We start from the raw sequence: 18,226 nt of genomic DNA, 5'->3' as shown, positions 1-18,226 counted from the left end.
CGCCGCCCGATACGATGGACCACATGACCGAGCACCCCGCCGCCGCATCCGTCTCCGTCGGACCGTGCACGCAGCGCCGCACCGTCCTGGCCGCCCTGCCCGGGATCATCCTGCTGCCGGGGATCGCCTCGGCGTGCGGGATGACCGAGCCGGCGGAGCCGCCGTCCACCGTGCAGCAGACGACCGAGGTGCAGGCCACCTCGATCCCCGCCGCGGACGTGCCCGTCGGGACCGCCAAGCAGGTTAAGTCGGGGGACGCGACGGTCATCGTCGCGCAGCCCACACAGGGTGAGTTCGTCGCGTACTCGGCCCGCTGCACCCATCAGGGTGGGACCGTCCAGGTGGTCCGCGACCTGCACCTTCGGTGTCCGCTCCACGGCGCCGAGTACGACGCGACTGACGGCAGCAACACCCTCGCGCCGGCCCCGCGTCCGCTCGACGTGGTCCCGGTGACCGAGTCGAACGGCCAACTGACGATCGGCTGACCCGCGGCGGGGTGCACCAGCGCCCTCCCCTCGTCGAGAAGGGCGTTCCGCACCCGTCGGCCGAGTGAGAATGCGTGGAACGCTCTTATCGACGGTGCGCATATCGACAGCGTGCCGCCCGCGCCTCCCGGGGTGCGGTAGTTGCGGCGTCGCACTCGGTGGGAGTAGAACGGGAACACGTTCTCAGGGCGGGGTGAAATTCCCCACCGGCGGTGATGCCACCGGCTCCATAGCCGGGGGCGAGCCCGCGAGCGCCCCGCACACGCGGCGGGCCGGACATCGAGTCCGGCCAGGCCGCATGCGCGGGGGTCAGCAGACCCGGTGTGATCCCGGGGCCGACGGTCATAGTCCGGATGGAAGAGAACAACGTGTCCCCGAGGGACCGCGGCCCGGCCGTGGAACCGTGGGCGATGCGGCATAAGCCCTGGGCCGTCTGTGTTGAGCCCGTGAAAGGGGCACACGATGAGCCTTCTCGTCTCATTCCTCGACGCGCAGTTGATGATCGGCGGAGTGCCGATCCTGTGGCGCGAGATCATCGGCAATGTCTTCGGCCTGGCCGCCGCGATCGGCGGGATGCGCCGCGTGGTGTGGGCCTGGCCGGTGGGGATCGTCGGCAACCTCACGCTGCTCACCGTCTTCCTCGGCGGCGTCTTCCACACCCCGCAGGACGTCGACCTCTACGGTCAGGCCGGACGGCAGGTCATGTTCCTCGCCGTCGGGCTCTACGGCTGGTGGCGCTGGTCGCGGGACCGTCGGATCAGCGCGGCCCTGCCCGGGCAGGCGGGGGTCGAGGCCGTCGCGGTCCATCCGCACTGGGCCACGGGCCGGCAGCGGGCGGGGCTCGTCGCAGGGATGATCGTCGGCACGCTGGTCTTCGGCTGGATCTTCTCCGAGCTCGGGTCGTGGGGCCCGTGGGCGGACGCGTGGATCTTCACCGGCTCGATCCTGGCCACCTACGGCATGGCCCGCGGGTGGACGGAGTTCTGGCTGCTGTGGATCGGCGTCGACATCGTGGGTGTACCGCTGCTGCTCAAGGCCGGGTACTACCCGTCGGCGGCGCTCTACCTGGTGTACGGGGCGTTCGTCATCTGGGGGTTCGTGGTGTGGTGGCGCGTCGACCTGGCGGAGCGGGCGGGGGAGTCGTCTCCCGGGGAGCGGTCGGAGCAGGTGGCTGTGGGCTGACGCCCGCGGTCGGGCCTCGCCTCGAGGCTTGCGCCCGACCGCCCGCGCCTCGCCGAAGGGTCGGACCCGCTCACGTTTCCCCGGGGTGGGCTCCGGCGATCGGGCAGATATGCGACCACTCGGCGGACGCCCCGGGTGTCAGACCGCCGTGACCCGAGGGGCCCCAGCCGCCCCCGCCGCACGCCGCGGTCGCACAGCAGCCACCACGATCAACGACAGTGCAGCGAGCGCGAACCCGAGCCCGCGGAACTCGATCCACGCGAACACCAGCCCCGAGAGCAGGCCGCCCGCCGCGCCGGACAGCGCCACGGCCACGTCGGCCTGGCCCTGGACGGTCGCGCGAACCGAGGTGGGAACGGAGGTGGTGAGGACGGTGGTGCCGGCCACCAGGCCCAGGCTCCACCCCAGCCCCAGCAGGATCAGCGCCGTGGTGACCAGCACCGTCGACTGCGGTGGCGACACAGCGGCGAGCACGCCCGAGGTCAGCAGCACCAGACCCGCCGAGACGGCGACGAGCCGCGTGCCGAACTTGTCGACAAGGTAGCCGGACAGCGGCGCCGGCAGGAACATCGCCGCCACGTGCAGAGAGATCACCAACCCCACCACGGTCACAGCGTGATCATGCGCACGCATGTGGACCGGGGTCATGGTCATGAGGCCGACCATCACGAACTGCGTCAGTGCCATCACCGCGACTCCGGTGATCACATCGCCCGTCCAGATGCGGGCGGGGGCATCCGCCCCGGCGTGGGAGGACGTGATGTCGGGAACCGCGGCGCCGGAGAATGCGGGCCCGGGGACCGCGGCGCCGGAGACCGCGGCGGTCGTGACCCCGGGGGACGACGTGATCGACGACGGCGAGGGGGTCGCCGAGCCCACCGCCGCCGTCTCCCGCCTCCGCGCCTCGAGCAGCGGATCAGGCCTGAGCAGCAGGGAGATGACGAGCGCAGCGCCGCCGTAGGCCACCGCCGCGAGGAGGAACGGTCCGGCCAACGGGAGCAGGCCGAGCGATTCGGCGACAGCGCCCGTCGGACCCACGAGGTTGGGCCCGGCCACGGCCCCCGCGGTGGTTCCCAGCAGGACGTACGACAGCGCCCGACCGCGGCGCTCGGGGGTCGCCAGGTCGGCTCCGGCGTAGCGGGCCTGCAGGTTGGTGGCGGTTCCGGAGCCGTAGATGACGAACGACAGGAACAGCAGCGGCAGGGATTCGATGGACGTCGCCACGACGATCCCGATCGCCCCGAGCGCCCCGAACGCGAAGCCCGCGGCCAATCCGGGGCGCCGCCCCCGCGCCTGGGACAGCTTGCCCACGGCGACCGCGGCGAGCGCGGACCCGCCGGTGAACAGCGCCGAGGGCAGGCCGGACAGGCCCGGTCCGCCGAGCAGGTCCTCGGCGAGCAGCGCGCCCACCGTCACGCCGGCGGCCAGTCCCGCGCCGGCGAGCAACTGCCCCAGGACCAGGACGGTCAGGACCCGACGTTGCACCCGGTCGTGAAGCTGAACGGGGTCGGCGCCGGGGTCCGCGGTGGGGGCTGCAGCGGTATCCCCGGTATCCCCGGTGTTCGCGGTGCCCCCGGGTGCCCCGGAGTCCCCACGTTCCCGGCTCACCTGTCGACCCACGACCTGGCGTGGAGGAGCACGTCGACCGCGGTCGCCTTCCCCGCCGGCCTCAGGTCGTGGCGCAGCGAGACCACCTCGAGCCCCTGGGCGCCGAGGGCCAGGTCCGCGATCCCGGGGAGCACCGTCGGGTCCTGCGGCCCGCCGACGCCGCGACGCAGGTTCTCGGCGGCGTGCCCGAGGTACACCAGGTGCCCGCCGGGGCGCAGCCATCCGCCGGCGTTGCGCAGGACGCGGGTGAGGCTCTCCATCTCGAGGTGGAGGAACCCGATGACGACGAGGTCCACGGACTCCTCCGGTGACCAGGTGGTGGCGTCGCCGACCACCCAGTCGACGCTGCCGCTGCGGCCGTCGTCGGAGTCCTTGGCGCGGGCCTGGTCGATCGCGACCTCGGAGAAGTCGACCGCCGAGACCTGCCACCCGTGTGCGGCCAACCATCGCGCGTGCCTGCCGTCGCCGCACGCCAGGTCCACGGCGGTGTCCACGGGCAGACCGGCGTCCTCGGCGCCCGTCACCTCCGCGACGATGCGTGCTGCGGGGGTGGTGCCCCACACGTCGGGCTGGGCGAGGTATCGGGCGTTCCAGTCGGAGGCGTCCACGTGCGGCGGTCCTTTCGGTACTGCTTCTCGATGCTGCTTCTGGGTGGTACTGCTTCTGGGGATACTGCTTCTGATCAATGGAATTCTGCGTGGCGCCGCGTCTCGTCGGTGCTGCACCCGGGTGTGGCCGGGGCGGCGGGGGCGACTCGATTCACGGGCGCCGGAGCCACCGCAGGTGTTCGTCGTCGCCCTGCAGCTCCAGTCTCCTCCACAGGACGCTGCCCGGCACGGCCTGGCTGGGGTGACACTCCACGGCGGCGAGTTGCGCCGTGCGGTCGACGGTCAGCAGCAGGTCGATCTCGTCGCCGGTCCGCCCGAGGAATCCGGCGTATCCCTCGGCCGCGAGTCTCCCGCAGATCTCCTCCGGGAGGGTCCACGCCACCACGGGGAGTCCGTGCCGGTCGGCCACCCTGGTGGCCGCGGCGGTGGCCGCCACGTGGTCCGGGTGACCGCTGATCCCGGTGGAGTCGAAGACGACGAGGCCCTCGGGCCGGGTCCATTCCAGTGCACGCTCGACCTCGTCGTCGAGCACGGACGACTCGAGGCCCGCCAGGCCACCGTCGGGCAGGTCGCGCAACGTGACCCGCCTCGCCCCGAGGGCGTCCGCCGCGGCGCGTAGTTCGTATTCCCGGATCCGTGAGAGGTCGCCCTCGACGCCGTGGAGCGTGGAGGCCTCGCCCCTGGTCAGGCAGAGGACGTCCACGCCCGCGCCGCCGTCGGCGAAGGTCGACAGCACGGCGCCGAGGCCGAACGACTCGTCGTCGGGGTGGGCGACCACGGCCAGAACTGAACCCCAGCGTGGGAGTGCGGTCGTCTCGGTCATCTCCGCGTTCCTTTCCTCGAGCGGCTCCGGAACTTCTCGATACCCGGTACCGTATCGCCTCATGGGTGTTGCTCGCGAACGGTCGGACGTCTCGCTCTTCGCGCGGGTCTGGGTCGCGGCCGGCCCGGTGCTCGAGAGGGTCGGACTGGCCAGGGCCCGGCGCCGGTTGGTGGACGGACTGTCGGGGACGGTCGTGGAGGTGGGCGCGGGCAGTGGCGTGACGTTCCAGCACTACCCACCGGAGGTCACGAGGGTGGTGGCGATCGAACCGGACCCGCACCTCCGTGCCCACGCGCGGCGCTATGCGGCCCGTGCGTCGGTGCCGGTCGAGGTGGTGGATTCCGTGGCGGAGGCGCTGCCACTCGCGGACGGCGAGGCCGACGCGGTGGTCTTCGGGCTCGTCCTGTGCACTGTCCCCGACGTCCCGGCGGCCCTGGCCGAGGCGGACCGGGTACTCGCTCCCGGGGGAGAACTACGACTGCTCGAACACGTCCGGGCGGCGGGACGACTCGGGCGGGTGGCCGACCGGATCACGCCGGTGTGGAGCCGGCTCGGCGGGGGATGTCGCCCGAACCGGGACACCGGGCAGACGCTCTCCGAGGCCGGGTTCGACGTCTCCGGACTCAGGACCCGACCGTTCCCGCCGGTGCTCCCGCTGACTCCGATGCTCAGCGGTTCGGCGCGGCGTCGGTGACCAGACGCCCGGCCCCCGCGTCGTCCGCGCCGTCTGCGCCGTCCCCGCGGGCGGGAACCGCACACGCCTCGTCGGCACGCGTCCCGTCGGCACACCCCCCGTCCATGCAGGGGCGCGCCCGCCACCGGTAGACCACGGCGCCGGCCAACAGCAGCAGCGACACGGCTGCGAGCCACGGCTGGAGCGGGGCCCACACCCCGAGTGCGCCGGTGGTCCCCAGCAGGAGCAACACGATCTTGTTGCACACGGGGCACGCCACCGCGAACCACGCCGTCATGACTCCGGCCGTGACGAGGCCGGGACGGTCCGCACCGCCCCCGCCGGCACGGGCCGCGGTGCCCGTCTCGCGCGCGGACCTGATGCCGAACCAGGCCGCGGTGAGCAGCACCGTCGCCGCGAGAACGGGGTACTCCCACCAGCGCACCGGAATCTCCCGGCCGAACAGCGGGTTGGGCAGGATGTCCGTCGGGAGTCCGACGACGAGGAACGTCGCGAGTGCCGCCAGGGCCGCACGGCCGGGAGCGAGGACCGCGGAGGGCCGGGTCGGGGCGGAGAGCGCGGGAGTGGTCACCGGGCCAACTCCTCGCGGACCTCGCACATCGGGGGGCGCTCGCCGGGGGAGACGTCGACGGTCTCGGCGCGGAACCCGCCCCCGACCGGATCGCGGCGGTGCAGAGTGAGGGTGTCGCCCGGGGCGTGGGCGTCCGGTGCCCGGCCGTGGCGGCGCAGTCGACTGAGCACCGCGAGGTGCTGGTGCATCGCCATCACCGCGAGTGCCGAATCGGGCGAGTGGCGGTGTGTGCGCCGACCCAGGTCCACCTGGGCGAGGGCGTCCAGTCCGAACGACTCGAACAGGTCCACCAGGATCCCGATGTCCACCCCGTACGCACCGGCGAAGGGGATCGACTCGAGAGCCTGTCGCGTCCCGGCGTACTCGCCGGCCAGCGGCTGCACGAACCCGGCCAGGGCGGGCCAGTGGGCTGCCAGCAGCGGTCGGGCGACGAGCTCGGTCACCCGGCCCCCGCCCGCGGGCAGGACGGTTCGCCCGTCGTCCAGCGGACGCTCGTAGGCGCCCTTGCAGAACACCACCCCGGGCTCGGTGAGCAGCGGCCCCAGCAGGCCGGTCGCGAACGCGGGGTCGAAGTCGCGCAGGTCGGAGTCGAGGAAGGCGACGACGTCACCGTCGGTGGCGGCGAGGGACTTCCACAGCGCCTCGCCCTTGCCCGGGACGTCCCCCAGGGCGGGCAGCACGTCCCCCTGCGCCACCACCCGGGCGCCGGCCGCGCGGGCCACCTCCGCGGTGCCGTCGACGCTGTGGGAGTCGATCACCACCAACTCGTCGATGAGTGGCACCCGCTCGACCAGCTCGGACCGGAGCGCGGCGACGATCACGCCGACCGTCGACTCCTCGTTCCGGGCCGGGAGCACGACGGACACCCGCCGACCGGCCTTGGCCGCGACCAGGTCCTCGGCGCGGAAGTCTCCGGCCAGGTAGGTGCGTCGCACCGACCAGTCGCGGACGGGGTCGACCCGGTCCGCGAGGGGGGTACGCGCGTTCTCGCTCACCCCCGCGATCCTGCCAGAGGTATCCGACGAGCCGCCGCCGTGGGACGGACCCGTTCACCCGGGTGTGCCACGATGCACACCATGGACTTCTCACCCTCACCCCGCGCGGCCGAGCTCACCGCGGCGGTCCGCGAGTTCATCGACACGCACATCACCCCGGTCGAGCCGGGGATCCACGCCGACATCGCCCGCCGCCGTCTGGCCGGCGAGGACCCCTGGGCGGTCGATCCGCGGATCACCGAACTGCAGGGCAGGGCGCGCGAGCAGGGACTGTGGAACCTCTTCCTGCCCGCCGGGCACGAGGGCCCCTACGCCGAGCGCTACGGCACCCACGGGGGGACCGGCCTGACCAACACCGACTACGCGCCCGTCGCCGAGGAGATGGGGAGGTCGTTCATCGCGCCCCTGGTGTTCAACTGCAACGCCCCGGACACCGGCAACATGGAGGTCTTGCTCAAGTACGGGTCGCAGGAGCAGAAGGACCGCTGGCTGGACCCGCTCCTGGACGGGAGGATCCGCAGCGCCTTCCTCATGACCGAGCCGGAGGTGGCCTCCTCCGACGCCTCCAACATGGCGGCCACCGCGCGGGTCGAGGGCGACGAGGTGGTGCTGGACGGCCGCAAGTGGTGGTCCACCGGGGTCGGCCACCCGGACTGCGAGGTGGGCATCTTCATGGGTGTGTCGGACCCGGACGCCCACCGGTACCTGAGGCACTCGATGGTCCTGGTGCCCATGGACGCCCCCGGGGTGCGCGTCGAGCGCATGCTCACCGCACAGGGTGTCTACGACGAACCGCTCGGCCACGGTGAGGTGTCCCTCGAGGGCGTGCGTCTGCCGGTGGAGAACATCATCACCGGACCCGGGCGGGCCGCCGAGATCGCGCAGGGTCGGCTCGGCCCCGGCCGCGTCCACCACTGCATGCGGCTCATCGGGCTGTCGGAGATGGCGCTCGACCTGGCCTGCCGTCGTGCCTCGGGCCGGGTCGCCTTCGGCAAACCCGTCGTCAACCTGGGCGGGAACCGGGAGCGGCTCGCCGAGGCCCGGATCGCCATCGACCAGGCCCGCCTGCTGGTGCAGCACGCGGCCTGGAAGCTCGACACCGAGGGGCAGGCGGCCGTGGAGGTCAGCGCCATCAAGGCCGCCGTGCCGAAGATGGCCCAGAAGGTGATCGACATGTCGTTGCAGCTGCACGGCGGCGGCGGGATGAGCGACGACTTCCCACTCGCCGGCGCCTACGCCACCGCGCGCTCGCTCCGCCTGGCCGACGGCCCCGACGAGGTCCACCTCGGTGTGGTCGCCCGGGCGATGCTCGCGCCGTACCGCGACGCCGCCGGAGCCACTACGGATGCAGAGTCGGGCCGATGAGCCGACCGCACGGGGCCTCGCCCCTGAGCCGCAGGATCCCGGGCGCGGGCGTGGTGCGCAGGGAGGACGCGTTCGACGTGGAGGCGGTCGCGGCCTGGCTGCGTTCCGTCACCCCCGACCACGCGGACGTCCTGGCGGGAGTGGACCTGGGTGACGACGACGAGCCGGTCATCCCCGAGGTGAGCCAGTTCTCGGGAGGCGCGTCCAACCTCACCTACGTGTTGCGATATCCCGGCGTGGACCTGGTGCTGCGCCGCCCGCCGACCGGCACCAAGGCCCGCGGCGCCCACGACATGAAGCGCGAGTACCGCGTCCAGTCGGCGCTCCGCCCGGTGTACCCGCTGGTGCCCCGGATGGTGGGGTTCTGCGACGACCAGTCGGTGATCGGGTCCGACTTCTACGTGATGGAGCGACTCGAGGGCACGATCCTGCGCAAGGACCTCCCCCGGGAACTCCGCGCGGACAGGGCCACCATCCGGCGTCTGTCCGAACGGGCGGTCGACGCCCTGGTGGACCTGCACGCCGTCGACGTCCGGGCCGCCGGCCTGGACGACCTCGACCGTGGCGAGGGCTACGTGCGCAGGCAGGTCGAGGGGTGGTCGGCCCGCTACCGCCGCGCGCGGACCCCCGACGTGCCCGACTTCGCGCCGGTGATGAAGTGGCTGGACGCCAATCAGCCGGACGACGTGGGCCACTGCCTGGTCCACAACGACTTCCGCTTCGACAACCTGGTCCTCGACCCCGGCGACGTCACCTCCGTCATCGGCGTCCTGGACTGGGAGATGGCGACCGTCGGTGACCCGCTCATGGATCTGGGTAGTGCCCTGGCCTACTGGGTCGAGGACGGGGACGGCCCGGTGTTCAAGGCGTTCCGGCGCCAGCCCACTCACGCGCCCGGGATGCTCACCCGGTGGGAGGTCGTCGAGCGCTACGCCGAGCGGTCGGGCCTGGCGATCAGCGAGGACGACTGGCGGTTCTACGAGGTCTTCGGACTGTTCCGCCTCGCGGTGATCGCCCAGCAGATCAACCACCGCTTCTTCCACGGTCAGACGACGAACCCGGCGTTCCGCGCGTTCCGGCCCGCGGTGGGGTTCCTCGAACAGCGGTGCCTGCGCATCATCCGCACCGGCGAGGGGCGGCTGACGCCCACCCGGATCAGCCCGCGCGACGTGATCCCCGAGCTGCTCGCGGTGCCCAGGGTCGTCCTGCCGCTGCTCGCGGGCGGGGTGCACGACGCGCGCCAGAAGATCGGCGGGCTCCTCGGTGGCCTGCCGGGGACGGGGAACCGCACGTGACGGGGGTCGATCGTTGATGGGGGCCATCCACCTGGTCCGCCACGGGCAGGCCTCGTTCGGGAGCGGCGACTACGACCGGCTCTCCGAGACCGGCCACCTCCAGGCCCGGCTCACGGGCCGGGACATGGCGGCGCGCGGACTGCGGCCCGACGTGGTGATCCACGGCGGCCTGAGGCGACAGCGCGAGACCGCGCAGGGCCTGGTCGAGGGCCTGCGAGAGGGCCTGGGAGAGGACCTGGGAGAGGGTGCCGGGTGGGACTGCCCGGTCGAGTGCGACGACCGCTGGGCCGAGTACGACGCCGACGAGGTGCTCACCGCGGCCCGGGCGGCCGGGGTGAGTGCCGGGCACGCCACCCTCGATTCGGCGGGCTCCTCGGGCGAGGCCAAGCAGGCGTTCCAACGTCAGCTCGACGCGGCGCTCGGGCACTGGGCCGGGCTCGAGGCGTTCGAGACCTACCGGGCGGCCGCGGACGCGGCGATCGCGGACGCGGCGGCGCGGTCCGGGTCCGGGCGCACGACGGTGGTGGTGAGCTCGGCCGGAACCATCTCGTTGGCGGTCGCGGGCCTGTTGGCCGACCCGGAGGGCGTGGTGGGGTTGTGGACCCGCCTGCAACGCGTGACCGTCAACACGGGAGTGGCCCGCGTCGTGGTGGGTCGCGGCGGGATGACCTGCATCGCGGTCAACGAGCACCAGCACCTGGAGCGGGCCGCCGGGCCGGAGGACCCGCGGGGTCTGATCACGCTGCGGTGACCCGGCTTCCGATCCCCTTTAGGTGACCGAAGCGTGGCGCCGGTCGCCGTATCGTACGACTGTGGCGGCCGGACACGGCGGCCGTCCGACTGTCAGGAGAGCCCCGATGCCCACATTCCAGCGCGGTCACACGACCATCGCCTACACCGACACCGGCGTGCCCGCCGGTCGTGAGGACGCTCCCGTGGTGTTCTTCGCCCACGGTCTGCTCTTCTCCGGGTGGATGTTCCAGCACCAGATCGCCCACCTGCGGGACAGGTACCGGTGCGTGACCATCGACTTCCGTGGGCAGGGCGACTCGCCCCGCGCGCTCGGTGGGTACGACATGGACACGCTGACGGTGGACGTCAGCGAACTCCTGCGGCACCTGCAGATCCCCGTGGTGAACTTCGTCGGCCTGTCCATGGGCGGCTTCGTCGGGATACGGCTCGCGGCCCGCAACCCCGAGATCGTGCACTCCCTCACCCTGCTCGACTCCGCCGCCACCGCGGAGGAGCCGGCCAACCGCAGCAAGTACAAGACCCTGTCCAAGGTGTACCGCGTCGCCGGGATGAAGCCGCTGCGGTCCCGCGTGGCGCCGATCATGCTCGCCGACCGCAACCTCTCGGCACCCTGGGTCGAGGAGTGGATGGCGATGCTCGAGCGCACCGACCGCGCTGGTCTGGTCAAGGCCATCGAGTCGGTCGCGGACCGGGATCCGTGCGAGGACGAGGCCATCCGGATCATCGCTCCGACGCTGGTCGTGGTGGGTGCGGAGGACGCGGCCACCCCGCCGGACAAGTCGCGCCGGATCGCCGAGCTCATCGCCACCACGAGCTTCCACGAGATCCCCGGTGCGGGTCACTCGCCGACCATGGAACGGCCCGACGAGGTCAACGCCATCCTCGAGGCGTTCCTCTCCGAATACAACGCGTGAGGGCGAGGGAGACGATGACAACCGGGAGCACCGCGACGGACAGTGACGCGTCCACCGGAGGCTGGGTCGGCGTGCTCACGGGGAAGCTCACCGCCTGGCTGATCCTCGCGGCGGTCCTGCTCGTGTCCGGCGCCGTCTTCGCGCTCGCGTCCTCCGAGGGCGCGTCCGAGGCACCCCAGACGTTGCCGGACACCTCCGAGGCCGCCCTCGTCTCCCAGATCCAGCAGGAATTCCCCGACGCGGGGTCGGTGCCGGCGGTACTGGTGGTCACCAGGCAGGACGGTGGCGAGCTGGGCCCGCAGGGGATCGCCGCGGCCGTGGGGGCGGGTGAGCGGATGGCTGAGGTCGTCGGCGCCGCGCCCCAGGGACCGATCCCCTCCGAGGACGGCGCCGCCGCGCTGATGCTGGTGCCGGTCGAGGCCGAGTCGATCTCCAACGAGCAGGGCAGCGAGCTCGTCCGCGAGATGCGCGACGCCGTCGCCGACGGCCTCGACCCCGGTCTGGAGGCGCAGCTCACCGGCGGGCCCGCCTTCGCCGCGGACACCGCTGCCGCCTTCGAGGGCGCGGACTTCCGGCTGCTGGCCGCCACGGCGACGGTCGTCGCGGTGCTCCTCATCATCACCTATCGCTCGCCGGTGCTGTGGCTCGTCCCGCTCGTCGTGATCGCCGTCGCCGACCGGGTGGCCTCCCTGCTGGTGGCGACGGTCGGCGAGGCCGTCGGCGTGACCGTCGACGGCTCCACGTCCGGCATCGTCTCGGTCCTGGTGTTCGGCGCGGGTACCAACTACGCGTTGCTGTTGGTCTCCAGGTACCGCGAAGAGCTGCGGCGGACCGAGAACCGGCGACAGGCGTTGCGTGATGCCTACCGGGGAGCGGTCCCCGCCATCATCGCAAGCAACGTCACCGTGGTGCTGGCACTGCTGATGCTGTTGCTCGCGACCCTGCCCAACTACCGTTCGCTCGGGCTCTCCGCGGCCGTCGGCCTTCTCGTCGCCCTGGCGTACGCCCTCGTGGCGCTGCCGGCGGCGCTGGCCGTGTGCGGTCGTGGGTTGTTCTGGCCTTTCGTCCCCCGGCCGCACCGCGACTCCGAGCGCACGGGCACGCGCACCGGCGCACGCGCCCGGGTGACCGCCCCCACGACTCCCGAGGACTTCCGCGAGGACGTCCCGTCCGGCGTCTGGGGCCGCATCGCCTCCGGGGTGGTCAGGCGTCCGGTCCGTGTCCTGATCTCGTGCGTACTGATCCTCGTGATCCTCGCGTTCGGGTTGCTGGGCACCCGGATCGGCCTGAGCCAGACGGAGCAGTTCCGAACGCCGTCCGAGGCCGCGGCCGGTCTGGAGACCGCCGCCGAGCACTTCCCGGCCGGCGTCACGGACCCGGTCACCGTGCTCACCCGCACCGGCACGGAGGCGCAGGTCACGGAGGTGGCCGAGGGCGTGGAGGGCGTGGTGTCCGCCATGCCGGCCGGTGAGTCGGGGACCGGGTGGAGCCGCATCACGGTGACCCTCGACGCCGCCCCCGCGACCGACCGGTCGGAGGACAGCGTGGTGGCGTTGCGCTCCGCGGTCGACCAGGTCCCCGGATCCGAGGCGATCGTCGGCGGATCGGTGGCCGAGGGCGTCGACACCTCCGACGGGAACCTCCGCGACCTCGCGCTGATCGCACCGCTCATCCTCCTTGTGGTGTTCGTCGTCCTGGTCCTGGCGCTACGGGCGTTGATCGCGCCGCTGCTGCTGCTGGGCGCGACGGTGTTGTCGTCGCTCGCGGCGCTCGGGCTGGGGACCTTCGTCACCACCCAGATCCTGGGTTTCCCCGGCCTGGACGTGTCGGTCCCGCTGTACAGCTTCCTGTTCCTCGTCGCCCTTGGCGTGGACTACTCGGTGTTCCTGATCATCCGCGCCCGGGAGGAGGCGGCCACGCACTCGACCCGCGAGGCCATGGTCCGGGCGGTCGCCCTCACCGGCGGCGTGATCACCTCCGCGGGAATCGTGCTGGCCTCGGTGTTCGTGGTGCTGGGCGTCCTGCCGTTGATCGTGCTCACCCAGGTCGGCGTGATCGTGGCCCTCGGCGTCCTGCTGGACACCTTCGTCGTGAGGACCCTCGTGGTGCCGGCTCTGTTCACCCTGGTCGGGGAGCGGGTCTGGTGGCCTGGCGATCCCCGACGCGGCGTCACGCCCGCGGGCGAGCCCACCACCGGCGGTCCAGACGCATCCGCATCCGCAGCCACGGCTCCGGCCGACTCCGCTCCAGCCCGCACCGCCGACACGAAGGAGTTCCACCCATGACCACCTCGCGCCGTTCCCGGGTCCGTTCACTCGTCACCGCCCTCGCCGTGGTTCCGCTCCTGGCGGCGGGGCTCGGGGCCGCCCCCGCAGCCGGGGCCCAGGACCTCACCGACGGGGGCCGCCTCGGCGGGGGCTCCTCGCAGCTGGTGCTGCCCGACGGCATCGCGGTGGGGTCGATCGGCGGCCCCGAGCTGCAGCAGGTCGGATATGTGGATCCCGACCGTTTCGTGGGCACCTGGTACCAGGTCGCGGCGATCCCGCAGCCGTATACCCTGCAGTGCACCAACGACACGACCGCCGAGTACGCGCGGATCTCGCCCGACACGATCTCGGTACGTAACTCCTGCGGCTCGGCGATCAGCTCCGACTCGGTGATCGAGGGGGAGGCGACGATCCGCGACACCGACACCAACGCCTCCCTGCGCGTGAACTTCCCCCAGGTGCCGTTCCAGGACGAGAACGGTCCGGTCAACTACCGCATCACCTACCTCGCCGACGACTACTCGGTGGCGGTCGTCGGCGACCCGAGCCGGTCCTCCGGCTTCGTGTTGAGCCGGGACCCCGCCCTGGGGGCGGACCAGTGGTCCACCGTCCGTGACGTCGTCGAGTCGCGCGGCTGGTGGCCCTGCGCGTTCCTGACCGTTCCCATGGCCGGTGGGCGGGGCGACGTCACCCCGCTGTGCCTGCTCCCCTGAGAGACGGACCGATGAGCATCGACCTCAGTTGTACGATCCGGGCCGGCGCGGACGAGGCGTGGGATTATCTCGCCTCGCCGGGTGCCTTCGTCCGGATCTCCCCGCCGTTCATGCCGCTGCGGCCCGTGAGCCAGGCCGACTCGCTGCGGGACGGTGTGGCCGTGCTCGAGCCGAGGTCCGCGCTCCCCGGTCCGTTGGGGACGCGGTTCGGCCCGCGATGGGTCGCGCAGCACGACCCCGCCGGGTACGTCGAGGGTGAGCGGTTCGTGGACCGCTGCGTCTCCCAGCCCTACGCGGGTCTCACGGGGTGGGTCCACGAGCACACCGTCACCGCGGGTCCGGACGGGACCGCCGTGCTGGGCGACCGGGTGCGCGCCCGCGTGCCGGGACCCCTCCTCTCCCCGGTGTTCGCCTACCGCTACCGCCAGATGGCGCACGACCTCGACCGGATCCGGCGGCTCGCCGGCCCGGACGGCGGACGAGCCCTGACCGTCGCGGTCACCGGGGCCTCCGGGCTGGTGGGGACCGCGCTGTGTGCCCTGCTGGGGGTCGCCGGCCACCGGGTCATCCGACTGGTCCGTGGCGCGGCGGGCGGGGTCGACGAACGCAGGTGGGACACCGCGGACCCCGATCGGACGCTCCTGGACGGCGTGGACGTGCTGGTGCACCTGGCGGGCGCCTCCATCGCGGGCCGCTTCACCGACCACCACCTGGCGACGGTCCGCGACAGCCGGATCGGGCCCACCCGTAGGCTCGCCGAGCTGGTCGCCGCGCGGGACGGCGCCACGGCCATGGTGTCCTCCTCCGCCATCGGCTACTACGGTGCCGACTGCGGGGACCGGCTCCTCACCGAGGAGGCCGGGCCGGGACCCGGGCCGCTGGCCGAGATCGTGGCCGAGTGGGAGGCCGCCTGCGAGCCCGCCCGCAGCTCGCGCGCCCGGGTGGTGACCATGCGCACCGGGCTCGTCCTGTCCGGAGCGGGCGGGATGCTGCCCCCGCTGGCCGCGATCACCCGGACGGGCCTGGGTGGGCGACTGGGGTCGGGCAGGCAGTGGATGTCCTGGATCGCACTCGACGACCTCACCGACATCTACCTCCGTGCCGTCGTCGACCCGTCGCTGACCGGAACCGTCAACGCCGTCGCTCCGGAACCGGTCACCAACGCGCGGTTCACCCGCGTCCTGGGCTCGGTGCTCCACCGTCCGACCGTGGTCCCGGTCCCCGGTTTCGCGCCCGGCCTGGTCCTGGGCAGTCGCGGGGCGGACGAGCTGGCGCTGGCCGACCAGAGGGTCGACCCGGCGGTCCTGCGCGCGGTCGACCACCCGTTCCGCTACCCCGGGCTCAGGGCCGCGCTGGCCCATGAACTGGGCGGGGAGAAGGTGCCCGCGGCGCTCTGAGGCACTGCTCAGCGCTGCAGGATCATCGGGACCAGGACCCGCCGCGCCAGCGCCCGGATCTCGTCCTCGGTCTCCAGGACGGGCGGGCCGTCCGGCATCACGGCGATGGAGTGCAGGAAGCGGCCCACGACACTGCCGACCTCGCGGGACAGCGTGTCGAACTCGTCCGCGTCCATCGGTCGGGTGTGGACGTCGGCGTTCCAGGTGCTCCGGATGAACTCCGCGACGATCCCGGTGATCGCGCCCAGAACCGAGTCGGACTGACCGGCGAGCATCGCCATGGCCTCGACCTTGTCCACCTCGACGAGGCGCTGGAGCAGTTCGCTCCTACGGATGTCGAAGACCGTACCGACGAGCAGGTCCTCGACGTGCCGGACCGGATCCCACTCGAGGGACTCGAACGGGGTGAACCGCGCGTTGACCGACATCATCAGTCGCTGCGCCTCATGGGCGTACAGCGCGCGGAGGATCTGCTCGCGCGGACCGAGCCTGCGGTACAACGTCACCCGCGTCACCCCGGCCGCTCTGGCGATGTCGTCGGTGCTCGCGCCCTTGATACCGCGTTCCGCGAACACCGAGGCCGCCGCCTCGATCAGACGGATGTCCTCGGCATCGGGTGGCTGGGCGCCACCGCGTCCACTGTTACGTGCCACACGGGCATGTTACTTCCAGTGGTCGTGGCGGCGCCCGCGACCCGGCCGGATCGGGTCAGGGACGGTCCCGGCCGGCCTCGTCGACCGGGTATGCGCCCTGCTGCAGGCCCTGCTCGAGATCCACGCCGGGGTCGATGCCGGCGGGCTGCCCCGGCTGTGCCCCCTGCGGGCCCGAGAGGGCGGGGGTGTCGTCCGGGGCGATCCCGCCCTCGGACGAGGGGACCATGTCGAAGACCCCGGGCTTGGGCTTGGACTTCGGCTTCTCCGTGGCGGTCGCGGACGACGACGCCCCCTCCGCGGCGGCCTCGGCGGCCGCGACGGACCGGGCGATCTCCGGGTCCGTCGAGGTGTCGAACCAGTGCTCGGGGGCCGACGGCAGATCCGCGTCGTCATCGGTGGCGGGCGGCTCGTAGCGGAACACCCCGTCGTCGTCCTTCTTGGCCACGGCCTTGGCGAAGTTCTCCAGCGAGTCCCCGAACTGCGAGGGGATCATCCACATCGTGGCCGCGTCGCCCTTGGCCATCTCCGGCAGGTTCTGGACGTACTGGTAGGCCAGCATCTCCGGCGTGGGCTTGGAGGCCTTGACGGCCGCGTTGACGCGGGCGATGGCGGCCGCCTGGCCCTCCGCCACGAGGTAGCGGGCGGCCCGCTCACCCTGGGCACGGAGCATGCGCGACTGCCGGTCGGCCTCCGCGTTGAGGATCGAGGCCTGCTTGTTGCCCTCGGCGTCGAGGATGGAGGCCTGCTTGGCGCCCTGGGCGGTGGTGATGGCGGCCTCGCGCTGTCCCTCGGCGGTGAGGATCGTCGCGCGCTTCTCGCGATCGGCCTTCATCTGCTTCTCCATCGACTCCTGGATCGACAGCGGCGGGTCGATGGACCGCAGCTCGACACGGGCCACGCGCAGGCCCCAGCGGCCGGTCTCGGAGTCCAGCACCCCACGGAGCTGCTTGTTGATCATGTCGCGGCTGGTGAGCGTCTGCTCGAGCGTGAGCCCACCGACGACGTTGCGGAGCGTGGTGGTGGCCAACTGCTCGACGGCGACGATGTAGTTGTTGATCTCGTAGACCGCGGCCTTGGGGTCGGTGACCTGGAAGAAGACGACCGTGTCGATGTTCAGCGTGAGGTTGTCCTCGGTGATCATGGACTGGGGCGGGAAGGTGACCACCCGCTCGCGCAGGTCCACCTTCGCGCGGACCCGGTCGATGAACGGGATGATCAGGGTGAGCTGACCACTCACCGTGCGCTGATAGCGGCCGAGCCGCTCGATGACCGCGGCCTCCGCCTGCGGGATGAGCTTCACCGAGCTCACCACCACCGAGGCGATCAATATGACGATGACGGCAAGGAAGATCAAGCCACCCATGGTTTCCTCCTGTTGTGTCGTGCTGTCGGCTGTGTGTCGGACTCGCGCTCTCTAGATGCCACGCACGACGATCGCGGTGGCCCCTTCGATCTCATGCACGAGGACCTTGTCCCCCGCGTCGAACGTCTCGCCCTCGATGAGCGGGCGCGCCGTCCAGGTATCCCCCGCGATCTGCACGAGGCCGCCGGCCGGCCCGATCGCCTCGACCACGGTGCCGTCGCGTCCGGTCAGCGCGGCCGTGTTGGTGTCGTGCTCGGGGAGCGCGGACAGGAGGCGCCGGCGCACGAGGGGTCGTACCCCCGCGACGAGGATGATCGAGACGAGGGCGAACGCCAGGGCCTGCCCCCAGACCGGCGCGCCGAGCGCGGCCGCGGCGGCCCCGCCGAGTGCACCCCCGGCGAGCATGATCAGGAACAACTCCCCGCCCGCCGCCTCACCGGCGGCGAGCAACACCGCAACTGCGAGCCAGGCAAGTCCTACATGCATGTCTACGACCCTACCGACATCCGGCGTTCGGCAGGGGGGACGTCGTCCCACGAG

18 protein-coding genes and 1 riboswitch are annotated in these 18,226 nt (G+C 72.3%); of the genes, 10 read left to right on the top strand and 8 right to left on the bottom strand.

Annotated elements, in window-relative coordinates:
- Window positions 1-23: 23 nt before the first annotated feature.
- Window positions 24-485, top strand: coding sequence for a Rieske (2Fe-2S) protein (locus tag ABD250_RS10810; protein ID WP_182658242.1), 462 nt, complete (start codon window positions 24-26; stop codon window positions 483-485).
- A gap of 175 nt (window positions 486-660) precedes the next feature.
- Window positions 661-854: riboswitch (FMN riboswitch) on the top strand.
- A 93-nt stretch (window positions 855-947) separates the two neighbouring features.
- The gene (locus ABD250_RS10805; protein ID WP_179523661.1) at window positions 948-1,667 is read left to right on the top strand and encodes a nicotinamide mononucleotide transporter family protein; all 720 of its coding nucleotides are present in this window, start codon (window positions 948-950) and stop codon (window positions 1,665-1,667) included.
- 138 nt (window positions 1,668-1,805) lie between these two features.
- On the opposite strand, the gene ABD250_RS10800 is transcribed toward ABD250_RS10805, so the two are convergent.
- The 3 genes from ABD250_RS10800 to ABD250_RS10790 form a co-directional block, all read right to left on the bottom strand.
- Entirely contained in the window at window positions 1,806-3,152 is a 1,347-nt protein-coding gene (locus tag ABD250_RS10800) for an MFS transporter (RefSeq protein ID WP_259844490.1), read from the bottom strand.
- Between the two features lie 119 nt (window positions 3,153-3,271).
- A complete protein-coding gene (locus tag ABD250_RS10795) occupies window positions 3,272-3,883 on the bottom strand; it encodes a class I SAM-dependent methyltransferase (RefSeq protein WP_179523659.1) in 612 nt (203 codons plus the stop codon).
- A 151-nt stretch (window positions 3,884-4,034) separates the two neighbouring features.
- Window positions 4,035-4,706: a PIG-L family deacetylase gene (locus tag ABD250_RS10790; RefSeq protein ID WP_182659032.1), complete on the bottom strand. Its 672-nt coding sequence runs from the start codon at window positions 4,704-4,706 to the stop codon at window positions 4,035-4,037.
- 61 nt (window positions 4,707-4,767) lie between these two features.
- Here ABD250_RS10790 and ABD250_RS10785 point away from each other — a divergent pair, with 61 nt between their 5' ends.
- Window positions 4,768-5,400 (top strand): class I SAM-dependent methyltransferase, encoded by a 633-nt coding sequence (locus ABD250_RS10785; protein WP_182645430.1) that lies wholly within the window; start codon window positions 4,768-4,770, stop codon window positions 5,398-5,400.
- On the opposite strand, the gene ABD250_RS10780 is transcribed toward ABD250_RS10785, so the two are convergent.
- Window positions 5,375-5,971: a hypothetical protein gene (locus ABD250_RS10780; protein WP_218873131.1), complete on the bottom strand. Its 597-nt coding sequence runs from the start codon at window positions 5,969-5,971 to the stop codon at window positions 5,375-5,377. The genes ABD250_RS10785 and ABD250_RS10780 overlap by 26 nt on opposite strands.
- A complete protein-coding gene (locus tag ABD250_RS10775; protein ID WP_259844482.1) occupies window positions 5,968-6,966 on the bottom strand; it encodes a glucosyl-3-phosphoglycerate synthase in 999 nt (332 codons plus the stop codon). Before ABD250_RS10775 ends, ABD250_RS10780 begins: the two co-directional genes overlap by 4 nt.
- Before the next feature lie 81 nt (window positions 6,967-7,047).
- Between ABD250_RS10775 and ABD250_RS10770 the strand changes: the two genes are divergently transcribed.
- From ABD250_RS10770 to ABD250_RS10740, 7 genes are all read left to right on the top strand, one after another.
- Window positions 7,048-8,331 carry an acyl-CoA dehydrogenase family protein gene (locus ABD250_RS10770; RefSeq protein WP_182645903.1) on the top strand — a complete coding sequence of 428 codons (1,284 nt, stop codon included), beginning with the start codon at window positions 7,048-7,050 and terminating at the stop codon, window positions 8,329-8,331.
- Window positions 8,328-9,626 carry a phosphotransferase family protein gene (locus ABD250_RS10765; protein WP_344392213.1) on the top strand — a complete coding sequence of 433 codons (1,299 nt, stop codon included), beginning with the start codon at window positions 8,328-8,330 and terminating at the stop codon, window positions 9,624-9,626. The genes ABD250_RS10770 and ABD250_RS10765 overlap by 4 nt, the downstream gene beginning before the upstream one ends.
- Window positions 9,627-9,642: 16 nt before the next feature.
- On the top strand, window positions 9,643-10,377 hold the full coding sequence (locus tag ABD250_RS10760) for a histidine phosphatase family protein (protein ID WP_182645901.1): 735 nt from the start codon (window positions 9,643-9,645) through the stop codon (window positions 10,375-10,377).
- A gap of 106 nt (window positions 10,378-10,483) precedes the next feature.
- Window positions 10,484-11,293: an alpha/beta fold hydrolase gene (locus ABD250_RS10755; RefSeq protein WP_179523652.1), complete on the top strand. Its 810-nt coding sequence runs from the start codon at window positions 10,484-10,486 to the stop codon at window positions 11,291-11,293.
- 14 nt (window positions 11,294-11,307) lie between these two features.
- A complete protein-coding gene (locus tag ABD250_RS10750; protein WP_182658674.1) occupies window positions 11,308-13,578 on the top strand; it encodes an MMPL family transporter in 2,271 nt (756 codons plus the stop codon).
- A complete protein-coding gene (locus ABD250_RS10745) occupies window positions 13,575-14,273 on the top strand; it encodes a lipocalin family protein (protein ID WP_179523650.1) in 699 nt (232 codons plus the stop codon). Before ABD250_RS10750 ends, ABD250_RS10745 begins: the two co-directional genes overlap by 4 nt.
- 11 nt (window positions 14,274-14,284) lie before the next feature.
- Window positions 14,285-15,670 carry a TIGR01777 family oxidoreductase gene (locus ABD250_RS10740; RefSeq protein ID WP_344392206.1) on the top strand — a complete coding sequence of 462 codons (1,386 nt, stop codon included), beginning with the start codon at window positions 14,285-14,287 and terminating at the stop codon, window positions 15,668-15,670.
- Window positions 15,671-15,678: 8 nt separating this feature from the next.
- Here ABD250_RS10740 and ABD250_RS10735 read toward each other — a convergent pair whose 3' ends face one another.
- Genes ABD250_RS10735 through ABD250_RS10725 form a run of 3 tightly spaced genes read right to left on the bottom strand, consistent with a single transcriptional unit; the run spans window position 15,679 to window position 18,172 of the window.
- Window positions 15,679-16,323, bottom strand: coding sequence for a TetR/AcrR family transcriptional regulator (locus ABD250_RS10735; RefSeq protein ID WP_179523648.1), 645 nt, complete (start codon window positions 16,321-16,323; stop codon window positions 15,679-15,681).
- 55 nt (window positions 16,324-16,378) lie between these two features.
- Window positions 16,379-17,686, bottom strand: a complete 1,308-nt coding sequence (locus ABD250_RS10730; RefSeq protein ID WP_179523647.1) for an SPFH domain-containing protein — start codon at window positions 17,684-17,686, stop codon at window positions 16,379-16,381.
- Between the two features lie 51 nt (window positions 17,687-17,737).
- Window positions 17,738-18,172, bottom strand: a complete 435-nt coding sequence (locus ABD250_RS10725; protein ID WP_179523646.1) for an NfeD family protein — start codon at window positions 18,170-18,172, stop codon at window positions 17,738-17,740.
- Window positions 18,173-18,226 lie beyond the last annotated feature (54 nt).

The sequence above is a fragment of the Dietzia cercidiphylli genome (genome assembly GCF_039531545.1).
GTDB lineage: Bacteria > Actinomycetota > Actinomycetes > Mycobacteriales > Mycobacteriaceae > Dietzia > Dietzia natronolimnaea.
Note: the sequence above shows the minus strand (reverse complement) of the source record. Positions and strands in the feature narration are given on the sequence as shown.

Excerpts from the sequence above, each read along its gene's own strand:
- ABD250_RS10760 (WP_182645901.1), top strand. The coding sequence starts at position 9,643 with ATGGGGGCCATCCACCTGGTCCGCCACGGGCAGGCCTCGTTCGGGAGC.
- ABD250_RS10725 (WP_179523646.1), bottom strand. The coding sequence starts at position 18,172 with ATGCATGTAGGACTTGCCTGGCTCGCAGTTGCGGTGTTGCTCGCCGCC.
- ABD250_RS10785 (WP_182645430.1), top strand. The coding sequence starts at position 4,768 with ATGGGTGTTGCTCGCGAACGGTCGGACGTCTCGCTCTTCGCGCGGGTC.
- ABD250_RS10770 (WP_182645903.1), top strand. The coding sequence starts at position 7,048 with ATGGACTTCTCACCCTCACCCCGCGCGGCCGAGCTCACCGCGGCGGTC.
- ABD250_RS10790 (WP_182659032.1), bottom strand. The coding sequence starts at position 4,706 with ATGACCGAGACGACCGCACTCCCACGCTGGGGTTCAGTTCTGGCCGTG.
- ABD250_RS10755 (WP_179523652.1), top strand. The coding sequence starts at position 10,484 with ATGCCCACATTCCAGCGCGGTCACACGACCATCGCCTACACCGACACC.
- ABD250_RS10745 (WP_179523650.1), top strand. The coding sequence starts at position 13,575 with ATGACCACCTCGCGCCGTTCCCGGGTCCGTTCACTCGTCACCGCCCTC.
- ABD250_RS10810 (WP_182658242.1), top strand. The coding sequence starts at position 24 with ATGACCGAGCACCCCGCCGCCGCATCCGTCTCCGTCGGACCGTGCACG.
- ABD250_RS10730 (WP_179523647.1), bottom strand. The coding sequence starts at position 17,686 with ATGGGTGGCTTGATCTTCCTTGCCGTCATCGTCATATTGATCGCCTCG.
- ABD250_RS10740 (WP_344392206.1), top strand. The coding sequence starts at position 14,285 with ATGAGCATCGACCTCAGTTGTACGATCCGGGCCGGCGCGGACGAGGCG.
- ABD250_RS10805 (WP_179523661.1), top strand. The coding sequence starts at position 948 with ATGAGCCTTCTCGTCTCATTCCTCGACGCGCAGTTGATGATCGGCGGA.
- ABD250_RS10750 (WP_182658674.1), top strand. The coding sequence starts at position 11,308 with ATGACAACCGGGAGCACCGCGACGGACAGTGACGCGTCCACCGGAGGC.
- ABD250_RS10765 (WP_344392213.1), top strand. The coding sequence starts at position 8,328 with ATGAGCCGACCGCACGGGGCCTCGCCCCTGAGCCGCAGGATCCCGGGC.